Origin of the sequence: Brevundimonas sp., assembly GCF_041648615.1 — a bacterium.
Lineage (GTDB): Bacteria > Pseudomonadota > Alphaproteobacteria > Caulobacterales > Caulobacteraceae > Brevundimonas.
This window is the reverse complement of sequence record NZ_JBAZOS010000055.1, coordinates 1-11,438: the sequence shown is the minus strand read 5'-3', so window position 1 is coordinate 11,438 and position 11,438 is coordinate 1. Positions and strand designations below refer to the sequence as shown.

General features: G+C 67.9%; 15 protein-coding genes and 1 pseudogene. 12 read left to right on the top strand and 4 right to left on the bottom strand.

The features are described from left to right. Positions 1-81: hypothetical protein (locus WC555_RS14575; protein ID WP_373254717.1), on the top strand; the 81-nt coding region annotated here is incomplete at its 5' end. Positions 82-195: 114 nt separating this feature from the next. Here WC555_RS14575 and WC555_RS14570 read toward each other — a convergent pair. The 3 genes from WC555_RS14570 to WC555_RS14560 are packed head-to-tail and all read right to left on the bottom strand — an operon-like array spanning position 196 to position 2,231. Further along, on the bottom strand, positions 196-1,290 hold the full coding sequence (locus WC555_RS14570) for a L,D-transpeptidase family protein (protein WP_373254715.1): 1,095 nt from the start codon (positions 1,288-1,290) through the stop codon (positions 196-198). Between the two features lie 54 nt (positions 1,291-1,344). Next, positions 1,345-2,064, bottom strand: coding sequence for an SGNH/GDSL hydrolase family protein (locus WC555_RS14565; protein ID WP_373254712.1), 720 nt, complete (start codon positions 2,062-2,064; stop codon positions 1,345-1,347). Beyond that, positions 2,061-2,231, bottom strand: a complete 171-nt coding sequence (locus WC555_RS14560; RefSeq protein WP_373254709.1) for a hypothetical protein — start codon at positions 2,229-2,231, stop codon at positions 2,061-2,063. The genes WC555_RS14565 and WC555_RS14560 overlap by 4 nt, the downstream gene beginning before the upstream one ends. A gap of 163 nt (positions 2,232-2,394) precedes the next feature. Here WC555_RS14560 and WC555_RS14555 point away from each other — a divergent pair, with 163 nt between their 5' ends. The 3 genes from WC555_RS14555 to WC555_RS14545 all read left to right on the top strand — a co-directional run bounded on the left by WC555_RS14555 (position 2,395) and on the right by WC555_RS14545 (position 5,506). Next, positions 2,395-3,534: a GNAT family N-acetyltransferase gene (locus WC555_RS14555; RefSeq protein ID WP_373254706.1), complete on the top strand. Its 1,140-nt coding sequence runs from the start codon at positions 2,395-2,397 to the stop codon at positions 3,532-3,534. An 8-nt stretch (positions 3,535-3,542) separates the two neighbouring features. After that, complete coding sequence (locus WC555_RS14550) at positions 3,543-4,451, top strand: cupin-like domain-containing protein (protein ID WP_373254705.1); 909 nt, start codon at positions 3,543-3,545, stop codon at positions 4,449-4,451. 164 nt (positions 4,452-4,615) lie between these two features. Then, entirely contained in the window at positions 4,616-5,506 is an 891-nt protein-coding gene (locus tag WC555_RS14545; RefSeq protein ID WP_373254704.1) for a GIN domain-containing protein, read from the top strand. A gap of 136 nt (positions 5,507-5,642) precedes the next feature. Here the strand turns inward: WC555_RS14545 and WC555_RS14540 are convergent, their stop codons facing one another. After that, positions 5,643-6,410, bottom strand: coding sequence for an outer membrane protein (locus WC555_RS14540; RefSeq protein ID WP_373254703.1), 768 nt, complete (start codon positions 6,408-6,410; stop codon positions 5,643-5,645). Between the two features lie 611 nt (positions 6,411-7,021). On the opposite strand from WC555_RS14540, the gene rpsJ reads away from it, so the two are divergent. From rpsJ to rplP, 8 genes and pseudogenes are all read left to right on the top strand, one after another. Then, positions 7,022-7,327, top strand: a complete 306-nt coding sequence (rpsJ, locus tag WC555_RS14535) for a 30S ribosomal protein S10 (protein WP_003164367.1) — start codon at positions 7,022-7,024, stop codon at positions 7,325-7,327. 20 nt (positions 7,328-7,347) lie between these two features. Next, positions 7,348-8,112 carry a 50S ribosomal protein L3 gene (gene rplC / locus WC555_RS14530; RefSeq protein WP_373254701.1) on the top strand — a complete coding sequence of 255 codons (765 nt, stop codon included), beginning with the start codon at positions 7,348-7,350 and terminating at the stop codon, positions 8,110-8,112. Further along, positions 8,112-8,813 (top strand): 50S ribosomal protein L4, encoded by a 702-nt coding sequence (rplD, locus tag WC555_RS14525; protein ID WP_373254699.1) that lies wholly within the window; start codon positions 8,112-8,114, stop codon positions 8,811-8,813. Before rplC ends, rplD begins: the two co-directional genes overlap by 1 nt. Further along, a complete protein-coding gene (gene rplB, locus WC555_RS14520; protein WP_373254696.1) occupies positions 8,813-9,904 on the top strand; it encodes a 50S ribosomal protein L2 in 1,092 nt (363 codons plus the stop codon). The genes rplD and rplB overlap by 1 nt, the downstream gene beginning before the upstream one ends. Positions 9,905-9,906: 2 nt before the next feature. Beyond that, on the top strand, positions 9,907-10,185 hold the full coding sequence (gene rpsS, locus WC555_RS14515; RefSeq protein WP_013268924.1) for a 30S ribosomal protein S19: 279 nt from the start codon (positions 9,907-9,909) through the stop codon (positions 10,183-10,185). Position 10,186: 1 nt separating this feature from the next. After that, positions 10,187-10,567, top strand: coding sequence for a 50S ribosomal protein L22 (gene rplV / locus WC555_RS14510; protein ID WP_373254695.1), 381 nt, complete (start codon positions 10,187-10,189; stop codon positions 10,565-10,567). Beyond that, positions 10,567-11,316: a 30S ribosomal protein S3 gene (gene rpsC, locus WC555_RS14505; protein ID WP_373254694.1), complete on the top strand. Its 750-nt coding sequence runs from the start codon at positions 10,567-10,569 to the stop codon at positions 11,314-11,316. Before rplV ends, rpsC begins: the two co-directional genes overlap by 1 nt. 5 nt (positions 11,317-11,321) lie before the next feature. Continuing rightward, positions 11,322-11,438 (top strand): annotated as a pseudogene (rplP, locus tag WC555_RS14500) (50S ribosomal protein L16); the annotation flags it as partial.

Genomic DNA, 11,438 nt, shown 5'->3' with positions numbered 1-11,438 from the left:
ATGGACCAGGGCCTGCGCTTCGCCATCCGCGAAGGCGGCCGCACCGTCGGCGCCGGCGTGGTCTCCAAGATCAACGAATAGTGGCCTTCTCCCTCCCCCGAAGTGGGGAGGGAGAAAAGACCAGACGGCCCCCGGAGCGATCCGGGGGCCGTTTTGCTGTGGGGTTTCCTTCTCCCGCAAGGGGAGAAGGACGGCTCAGACGAACTCCACCACCACGCCCGGCTTGACCCCGGACGCCAGCTGTTCGACGTCCCAGTTGGTCAGGCGGACGCAGCCGCTGGAGACGGCCTTGCCGATGGTCGCGGGATCCGGCGTGCCGTGGATTCCGTAGGTGTCGCGCGACAGGTCGATCCAGGTCGAGCCGACGGGATTGTTGGGCCCGGCCGGGACGACGACCTTTTTCTTGCCGTCGCCATAGGTGACTCGCGAGGGATCGTAGGTGTAGTTCGGCTCGGGCGCGATCGCCCGCACCGTGTGGGACCCTGACGGGGTCGGCATTTCGCCGCTGCCGATGGTGGCGGGATAGAAGGCCAGCAGGACGCCCTCGGCGTCGAACGCGCGAACCGAATTCTCGGTCTTGTCGACCACGATCCGGGCCACCTCGCCCGACAGGCCGGCGGGACCGTTGGCGGCCACCACGATCGTCTGGCCGGCGCGGCCGAAGTCGACGCCCGGGTTCAGCGCCGAGAGGAGGGCCTCGCTCATGTGGAATTTCTCGGCCATCGCCTCGCGGGCGTCGGCATAGCCGACGGTCTCGAGCCGGGCCATGGCCTCGATGTCCTCGGGCACGGCGCCGATGAACGGGCCCGCCGCGTCCGCCGCGGTGATGGTGTAGTCCGTCAGCACCCGGCCGCCGTCCGCCGACGTCAGCTTCGCGAACACCGCCGCATCGAGTTCGCCGTCGGACTCGAGATCGTTGGCCTTCTCGAAGGCGGCGATCGCCTGGCGCGTGTTCTCGCCGCCCAGTCCGTCGATGATGCCCGGCGAGAAGCGGGTGCGATCCAGCAGGATCTGGGCCCGCACGATCGCCGGGTCCGCGGTCGCTTCGGCGGGGAGGGCGCCGCCGACGGCTCCGGCGCTGGAACCCGCCCTCTCAGCCGCACCGGCCTCGGCCGCCGTCGGCGTCGGCGGGGTGAAGGCAGCCGATTCGATGGATTGGCGCAGACCGGACGCCGCGGTCGAGTCCGCCGAGACCGCCCCGGTGTCGCGCGGCTCGCGCGGCTCTGAGCAGGCGGCGGCGAGCAGGGGAAGGACGGCGACGAGGGCGAGGCGGGGACGGCGAATGATCATGGGAGCTCCGACGGAAGATGCACAACGCAACACCCTCCATGGCCGCCCGTTCCGTCAGCGCAGGCTGGCGGCCAGGCCTTCGGCCGTGATCCCGGCCCAGCAGGCGTACCCTTCGTCATTGAGGTGGAGGTCGTCGGGACCGACCCCGCCGCGCTCGAGTCCGGTCCAGTCAGACATCGCCGCGAAGCGCCGCAGGACGGCATAGCCGACCCGACCGCCCTCCAGCTCGATCAGGCGAGCCATCTCTGCGAGCGCCGGATTGCGACCGCGGAACGCCGGGTTGGACGTATTCTGCGGAAGCCGTTGGGGATCGATCAGCAGCACCTCGACGCCGGCCTGGTCCAGCACCGCCTCGCCGCGCCGGAAATCGGCGAAGACGTCGTCCATCGGCCGATCGCGCAGGATGTCGTTGGTCCCCAGCTGCCAGATCACCAGATCGGGCCGGGCGGCGGCGGTTTCGGCGGCCAGCCGGTCGGCCGTCTCCTTCGCCGTCTCGCCCCCGATTCCCTTGTTGATCACGGTGACCTCGACGCCCGGCAGCCGCTGTTCCAGCCCGGCCTCGAGCAGGGGGACGAAGCCGAGCCCGGGCCGGCTGGCGCCGACGCCCTCGATCGACGACGAGCCCATCGCCAGAATCGTCAGCCGGCCGGCCGCCACCGCCGCGCGGCTGCGGTCGAGACCGCCGTTGGCGACGACGTGGCCGGCCGAGACCGGACAGGCCCCGGGCGCCGTCTGCAGCAGGAGGGCGAGGGCCAGCGCGGCGGCGGTGATCACGGATTGGGCTTTCCGGTCGCGGGGTCCGTGGCGGTTTCGCCCGAGTTGGACGATCCTTCCGAACCGCGCGGCTCGGTGGCGGGGTGAGGCGGTTCACCCTCGCGCGCGGGCGTGCGCTGGTTCTCGTTTTCCGTTTCACGGTTGGGCGGACGGCGGGGGTCGGTCATGGCTGGCTCCGGAACAGGCGAGGGCGACTGGATCGGCAACGCGTGCCGACGGGCGAGGCTCCGCACAGACTTCATTCACCATGAACACTCACCGGCCTGAAACGGGACCCGTGCGACACAGGACGGGAACAGCGAGCCGCCGCGCCCGCCCGAGGGAAGCCGCATGACCGGATTGAAGGTCGATATCGTCAGGGTCGACGCGCTGGACGAGGCCGCGTGGGCGGACTGGCGCGCCATGCTGGCGGCCGACCCCTCGCTGAACAGCCCCTATTTCCGGCCCGAGTTCGCCCAGGTCGCCGGACGCATCAGTCCGAACGCGGCGGTGGCGGTGTTCTCGCGCGGCGGACAGACGGTGGGCTTCTTCCCGCACCAGCGGCGGGGCGGGGCGATGCAGCCCCTGGCCGCGCCCATGAACGACTATCACGGCGTCATCGCCTTTCCGGGTCAGGCGCCGTCGCTCGAGGAGGCGGCCGCCGTGCTGGGCGCGGCCCGGCTGAACGTCACGGCCTGGGTCGGCGAAACCGCCCTCGGCGAGGACCGGCGCACCGTCCAGGTCGAGCTGGGCGAGGGCGGCTACGCCGGCTGGTACGCCGACCGCCGGGCCAACCAGGGCAAATTCTTCAAGGACAAGGAACGCGCACGCCGCAGCATGGAAGCCGAGCTGGGTACGCTGCGGGTCGAGCGCGGCCTGCGCGACCCGGCCCTGCTGGACTGGCTGATCGCCCTGAAGCGGGACCAGTACGCGCGCACCGGCCGGCACGACATCTTCGCCTGCGGCTGGACGGCGGAGCTGCTGCACGCCCTGCTGCAGGAAGACCGCGACGGCTTCGGGGCGTCCATGGCCGGGCTGTGGGCGGGCGACCGGCTGACGGCGATCGAATATTCGCTGCACGCGGGTGACCAGTATCATTTCTGGTTCCCCGGCTACGACCCGGCCCTGGCGCGCTGTTCGCCCGGCATCCTGCTGAGCATGGACACCATGCGGCTGGCGTCGGAGCTGGGCTATCGCACCTTCGACTTCGGGTTCGAGGGCGAGCATTACAAAAAGTACTTCTGCAATGGCGCGCGGATGGTGCGCGAGGCCGTGGTCCTGAAGCCCGGTCTGGGCGCGACGGTCAGCGAGGCGGCGGTCGGGGTGCTGGGCGCGCCCGGCCAGCGGCTGCGCACCAGCGTGCGGCGGCGCTGGGCGGCCATCGAGGCCTGCGAGACGACTTCGGGCGCCCGGTTCAGGGGCGCGGTCCAGGCCGCGGGCGCGGCGCTTGCAAAGGTCCGCCAGAGCACCACCCGATCCGTTCCGGCCTGAGACACTCCATGAGCGACGCGCGCACCCGGTATTCCGGCCCGATTACACAGGCCGAGGTCCATCCGCACAGTCTGGCGGCGCAGGGGTTCGCCTCGGATGAGGCGCTGGCGGCGGTGCTGGACCGCTATCCGGCCGAACTGTTCGACATCAATCTGTACGACTACGACGCGGCGGGGCAGGTCTCTCTGCGCACCGGAGCGCGGGGACGGCTGAACGGCGCGGAGCTGCTGGCGGCGATCCAGCAGGGGCGGCTGTGGGTCAATCTGCGCGAGGTCGAGACCGGCTGGCCCGAGCTGTGGGCCGCGGCCATGGCGGAGTTCCGCGTCGTGCAGGCCGCCTATCCGGGCCTGCGGGCGGTCAGGAACGCCGGCCAGCTGATCCTGTCCTCGCCCAAGGCCGGGGCGCCGTATCATTTCGACGCGGCGGGGGTGGTGCTGTTCCACATGCGCGGGCGCAAGCGGATCTTCGTCTATCCCGGCGACGAGGCGCATCTGGCCGAGGCGGACATGGAGCAGGTGGTGTCGCGCCAGACGACCGAGGAACTGCCCTATTCGCTGGCCTTCGAGGCCGACGCCCAGGTGGTGGACCTCGAGCCGGGGCAGGCCCTGACCTGGCCCATCTATGCGCCGCACCGGGTCGAGAACCTCGACCGGTTCTGCGTCTCCCTGTCGATGGATTTCCAGACCTGGCCGTCGCGGTTCAGGAACGGCGCCCTCTATACCAACGCCGTGCTGCGCAGCCGGGGCGGGCGGCCGCGCCTGACCGACCGGATGGCCCCGCCCGAGCTGGCCGCCCGCTGGGCCGCCTCCCTGGCGCTGAAGCGGGTCGGCGGGCTGAAGAGCCGCATCGCCCGGTTCGAGCGCGACTTCGAGCCGGAGATCGGCGCCGCTGACGGCGCCGGCGCGCTGAGGGCCTGAGCGGAATCCGCCGGGGAATTGGATGACGCATTCCAGAGAGTTCGACGACGGAATTCCAGCGATTCCGACGACCCGGATGAATTCGAAGTCATGACCTCGTTTTAAGCTGACTTCACTGTAGGCCAGCCGCACCTTCCCGGAACAGTCCGGAGAGGGAAGCCGACATGAAACTCGCCATCGTATCCGCCGCCGCCATCGCCGCCGCCGCCATGGCCGCGCCCGCCTTCGCCAAGCCCGGCCCCGAGGTCCACATCCGCCACGCCGTGGCCCGTGTCGCCGTCGTGGTCGAGGACCGCCATGACATCGCCGTGGAGATCGAGCAGGGATCGTCGGACCTGCCCGCCGTGCGGGTCACGCGCGACGGCGCCGAGGTCCGCATCGACGGCGGCCTGCGCCGACGCGGCTTCCTGAATGGCGGAGACGGCATCCGCAACTGCAACTCGGGCCCCGACAATCCGGCGCAGCCCGGCGACGGGGCTTCGGTCGAGGTGCGCGGCGTTGGCCGGGTCAACCTCTCCGACGCGCCGCTGATCCTCATCCGCACGCCCCGCAACGTGGAGGTCGACGCTTCGGGGGCGGTGTTCGGCTCGGTGGGTCGCGGCGCGGCTTCCATCGACCTGGGCAACGCCGGCTGCGGCTACTGGAACGTCGCCAACACCGAGGGCGAGCTGTCGCTGAGCATCGCCGGATCGGGGGATATCCGCGCCGGGACCTCGGGAGCCCTCGACATCAGCATCGGCGGGTCGGGGTCAGTCACCGCCGGCGCCACCCGCAACCTCGACATCTCCATCGGCGGCTCGGGCGACGTGGTGGTCGCGCGCGCCGACGGGCCGACGGATGTCTCCATCGGAGGCTCGGGCGACGTGGATATCCGCGGCGGGAACGTCCCCGACCTCAGCATCAGCATCGCCGGATCCGGCGACGTGAACTTCGGCGGCGTCGCCGGAGACGTGGACGTGTCGATCGTCGGCGGCGGCGACGTGACTGTGGCCCGCGCCACCGGCTCCGTCAGCCGGTCCATCGTCGGAGGGGGAGACGTGCGCATCGGCAGCTGACGCCCCCTTCAGCTGCTGCGACGGGGAAGGCCCGGGAGCGTGGAACCCTCCGGGCCTTTTCCTTGCCCGCCGCCCAACGAAAAGCCCCGGCGGATCGCTCCGCCGGGGCTCTGTCGTTCCAGCCGGGAAACGCTGACTACAGCGCGCCGGCCAGGGCGCCGATGCCGGCGACCGTGCGGCCCAGGTCCGCACCGGCGCGGTCACGCGTCTGCAGATCGCCGCCGAACGAGAAGCGCAGGCCGACCGACACGGTGTCGGCGTCCAGGTCGAAGTCCTCGAACTCGGCGTGGGTGTAGCCGGCCGTCAGGCTGATGCCGGTGTCCGCGAACTGGTATTCGCCGCCGACATTGGCTGAAAAGCCGTCGGTGTCGACGCCGCCGGCGTCGATGGTGCTCCAGCCCAGGCCGCCGTTCACGCGCAGGTTCGGCCTGATGAAGTAGGCCGCGTCGCCGCCGAGGCTCCAGATGTCGGCGTCCACGCCTTCGATCGTCTCATAGGCCAGCGAGCCGGTGAGGGTGACCTTGTCGAAGCGCGTCTGGGCTTCGGCGCCGAACGACCACAGCTGCTCGTCAGCCGCTTCCGAGCCGCCGACGAAAGCGCCGACGCGCACGTCGCCGAACGTTCGGCTGCCGTGGACGCGTCCGTTGACGGCGCTGTCGTCCTGGTTGGCCGCGCCGTCGATGGCGTAGGCGAAGGCGCCGTCGACCGTCACGGTCCAGTCGCCCGAGACCGGGACGGCGAAGCCGGCGTCCAGCGCCACGGCTTCGCTTTCGGCGCCCAGACCGGCGACGTCGAGTTCCGTGTTCGTATAGGTGACGCCGATCGAGCCGACGCCGTCCTGGGCGAAGGCGGGGGCGGCGGCGAGGGCGGCCACGGCGGCCGTGGCGAGGAAGAGAGACTTCATTCTTGTTTTCCGTTGTCGCAGGCACGGGGAGTCGGCCGCGAGCAAGGCCCGGCTAACAGCGGGCTGACGAGCTTTGCTATTACAAAGCTGTCATAAAACAATGGCTTCTATAATATGTAGCGTGCGAGCCACGCATTGTGTCCGCCGTACGGCGGACAAGCGTAAGCATAACGGCGCACTGTGAATCCGCGGACAGGAACGGCCCGGATCGTCTCTGAACGGGTCCCGGCGTCAAAGGCGGAGCGGCGACGAGGGCCAACCGGACCGGACTGGCCTGCGCCGGACGGCGGGAAACCGCCGAAACCGGCGAAACCCAGTCTCCGCCACCTTTTCGCCGCTTGACGAAACGGGACTCAATCGTCATAAGCGCCAACTCTTGTTGGACCGGCTGTGCATCCCACCTGTTTTCGGGATGCAGACGCGGTTCGCAGGAACGACCTCGGACCCTGTTCTTTGCAGTGACCCAGGACTTCAACGGCCTTCGCGGTTCGCTGCGTGGGCCGATCGTTTTTGCGGACGTGCGTACTCTGAAGGCATCGCGCCTGAAGGCCTCCGGTCTTTGAAATGGTTCACAGGGACGCAGGTTCGCCTGCTTGGGAAATACGACCGATATGGATCAAAGCATCCGCATCAGGCTCAAGGCCTTCGATCACCGCGTCCTCGACTTTTCGACGCGCGAAATCGTCAACACGGCCAAGCGCACGGGCGCGACCGTTCGCGGTCCGATCCCGCTGCCGACCCTGATCGAAAAGTTCACCGTGAACCGCTCGCCGCACGTCGACAAGAAGTCGCGCGAGCAGTTTGAAATCCGCACGCACAAGCGTGTCCTCGATATCGTCGACCCCACCCCGCAGACTGTGGACGCGCTCATGAAGCTCGACCTGTCCGCCGGTGTGGATGTCGAGATCAAGATTTAATAAGAAAGAGGCGGGATCCGATGCGCACGGGCGTGATCGCCAAGAAACTGGGTATGACGCGTGTCTTCGCTGAAGACGGCGCGCATGTTCCAGTCACGATCTTGCAGCTGGATGGCTGTCAGGTCGTGGGTCAGCGGACTCAGGAGCGGGACGGCTATGTCGCCCTGCAGCTGGGTGCTGGCTCCAAAAAGGCCAAGAACACCAACAAGGCTCAGCGCGAATCTTTCGCCAAGCTTGAAGTGGAACCCAAGGCCTATGTCACCGAGTTCCGCATCGATGCGGACGCCATGATGGATGTGGGCTCCGAGTTCTCGGCTGACCACTTCGTCGCCGGCCAGAAGGTCGACGTCCAGGCCGAGACCATCGGCAAGGGCTTCGCCGGCGCCATGAAGCGCTGGAACTTCGGCGGTCTGCGGGCGACCCACGGCGTCTCGGTCTCGCACCGTTCGCACGGTTCGACCGGTCAGCGTCAGGATCCGGGCAAGACGTTCAAGGGCAAGAAGATGGCCGGCCACTACGGCACGGAAGTCGTCACCACCCAGAACCTCACCGTGTTCCGCGTCGACGTCGAGCGTGGCCTGCTGCTGATCAAGGGCGCCGTGCCCGGTCACGAGGGCACCTGGGTCAAGGTTCGCGACGCCATCAAGAAGGCCCGTCCGGCCGACGCCCCCTTCCCGGGCGGCGTCAAGTCGAACGCCAAGGCTTCGGCCGAGCAACCCGCCGCCGCGGAAACGCCGGCTGAGGACGTCGCCGTGGTCGAAACCACCGAAGGCGGTGAAGCGTAATGAAACTCTCGGTCATCAATCTCGACGGCAAGGCCGCCGGTGACGTCGAACTGTCGGAAGCCGTCTTCGGCATCACCGACATTCGCGGCGACATCCTGGCCCGTTACGTCAACTGGCAACTGGCCAAGCGCCGCGCCGGCACCCACAAGGTCCAGACCCGGAACGAGAACTCTCGCACCGGCAAGAAGATGTACAAGCAGAAGGGAACCGGCGGCGCCCGTCACGGTTCGCGTCGCGCCCCGCAATTCGTCGGTGGTTCGCGCGCCTTCGGCCCGGTCGTTCGCGACCACGGCTTCTCCCTGCCCAAGAAGGTTCGCGCCCTGGCCCTGCGTCACGCGCTGTCGGCCAAGGTCGTCGCCGGTGATCTGGTCATCGTCGACAGCATCTCGCTGAAGGACGCCAAGACCGCCGGTCTGCGCGAAACCCTCGGCAAGCTGGGCTGGACCCGCACGCTGATCATCGCCGGTCCGGAAGTCGACACGAACTTCGGCCTGGCCGCCCGCAACATTCCGATGGTGAACGTGCTGCCGAACGCCGGCCTGAACGTTTACGACATCCTGCGGGCCGACAAGCTGGTGCTGACCAAGGCGGCGATCGAAGCGATCGAAGCCACCTACAAGGACTACACCCCGTCGCGTCGTGAAGCCGAGGCCGCCTCGGCCGCCAAACCGGCTGCCAAGACGAAGAAGGAGGCCGCGTAATGGCTGGCGCCAACCCCACCGTAAAACACTACGACACCATCCTGGCCCCGATCATCACGGAAAAGGCCACGATCCTGTCGGAGCAGAACAAGGTCGTGTTCCGCGTCTCGGGCACCTCGACCAAGGACGAGATCGCAGCCGCGGTCGAAAGCCTGTTCAAGGTCAACGTCCTGAAGGTCAACACCCTGGTTCAAAAGGGCAAGACCAAGCGCTTCCGCGGCATCATGGGCCGTCGGGTCGACATCAAAAAAGCGATCGTGACGCTGAAAACATACAATCCGACATCGCCGGGCCGTCGCGCCCTGGTGCTGATCGACCGTTCGGAGCTCCATAAAGGACGCCCCGAGAAGTCGCTGACCGAAGGCCTGACCAAGTCGGGCGGCCGGGGCGCTGGCGGTCGTATCGCCGTCCGCTTCCGCGGCGGCGGCGCCAAGACGCTGTACCGCAAGATCGACTTCAAGCGCCGGAAGTTCGCCACGGCGACCGTCGAGCGTCTGGAATACGATCCGAACCGGACCGCCTTCATCGCCCTCATCGTCTATGAGGACGGCGAAAAGGCCTACATCATCGCGCCGCAACGCCTGAAGGCGGGCGACTCGGTCGTGGCCGGCGAGAAGGTCGACGTGAAGCCGGGCAATGCGATGCCGCTGCGCTCGGTGCCGGTCGGCACGATCATCCACAATATCGAAATGAAGCCGGGCAAGGGCGCCCAGCTGGCCCGTTCGGCCGGCGCCTACGCCCAGCTGGTCGGTCGCGATCAGGGCTACGCCCAGATCCGTCTCGGCTCGGGCGAGCTTCGCATGGTTCTGGACGGCTGCATGGCCACTGTGGGCGCGGTTTCGAACCCCGACCACATGAACCAGAACCTCGGCAAGGCCGGCCGCGTCCGTCACATGGGCTGGCGTCCGCACGTTCGCGGCGTCGCCATGAACCCGATCGACCACCCGCACGGTGGTGGTGAAGGCCGGACCTCTGGCGGTCGCACCCCGGTTACGCCGTGGGGCAAGGACACCAAGGGCACCCGCACCCGCAAGAACAAGGCGACGGACAAATACATCATCCGTACCCGCCACGTTAAGAAGGCTCGCTAAAGATGGCTCGTTCCTCCTGGAAAGGCCCGTTTGTCGACGGGTATCTGCTCAAGAAGGCCGACGCCGTCTCGACGTCGGGCCGCAAGGACGTGATCAAGACCTGGTCGCGTCGCTCCACCATCCTGCCGCAGTTCGTGGGCCTTACTTTTGGCGTCCACAACGGTCACAAGCACGTTCCCGTGCACGTGAACGAGGACATGGTCGGCATGAAACTGGGCGAGTTCTCGCCCACCCGTTCGTTCCCCGGCCACGCCGCGGACAAGAAGGCGAAGCGGAAGTAACATGCCCAAGACCAACAACCCCCGCCGTGTCGGCAATACGGAGGCCCGCGCCAAGCTGGTCAACGTCCGTATCAGCCCCCAGAAGCTGAACCTGGTCGCCGCCTCAATCCGCGGCATGCCGGTGCAGAAGGCGCTGAACGAGCTTGAGTTCAGCCGCAAGCGCATCGCCACCGACGTTCGCAAGGTGCTGTATTCGGCCGTCTCCAACGCCGAGAACAACCACAACCTCGACATCGACAATCTTGTCGTGGCCGAGGCCTTCGTGGGCAAGAACCTGGTGATGAAGCGTTTCTCGAGCCGTGCTCGTGGTCGCTCGTCGCGCATCCTGAAACCGTTCAGCGAGATCACCATCGTGGTCCGTGAAGCCGGCGAGGCCGCCTGATGGGTCAGAAAATCAATCCGATCGGTTTCCGCCTCGGCGTGAACCGCACCTGGGACAGCCGCTGGTTCGCCGACGGCCCGTCCTACGCCCGGCTGCTGCACCAGGACTTGGCGCTGCGCACCTGGCTCAAGGAACGCCTGAACGCCGCCGGCGTCTCGCGCATCATCATCGAGCGTCCGCACAAGAAGTGCCGCGTGACGATCTACGCCGCCCGTCCGGGCGTCGTGATCGGCAAGAAGGGCGCCGACATCGAGAAGCTCCGCAAGGACATCTCGGCCCGCACCGAAGGCGAAGTTCACCTGAACATCGTCGAGGTCCGCAAGCCTGAAACCGACGCCCAGCTGATCGCCGAGAACATCGCGCAGCAGCTGGAACGCCGGATCGCCTTCCGCCGCGCCATGAAGCGCGCAATGCAGTCGGCCATGCGTCTCGGCGCCAAGGGCGTCCGCATCAACGTCTCGGGCCGTCTCGGCGGCGCGGAAATCGCGCGGATGGAATGGTATCGCGAAGGCCGCGTGCCGCTGCACACCCTGCGCGCCGACATCGACTACGGCTTCATTCAAGCCAAGACGACCTACGGCATCATCGGCGTGAAGGTCTGGGTGTTCAAAGGCGAAGTGCTCGAGCACGACCCGATGGCCCAGGACAAGCGCTGGGCTCTGGAAGCCTCGGGTCCGTCGTCGAACGAAGGCCGCGAACGCGGTGGCCCGCGCGGAGACCGTGGTCCCCGTCGTGGTCGTGAGGGCTAAGGAACATGCTGCAGCCTAAGAAAACCAAATACCGCAAGGCCTTCAAGGGCCGGATCCATGGCTCGGCCAAGGGCGGCTTCTCGCTGAACTTCGGTTCGTATGGCCTGAAGACCCTCGAGCCG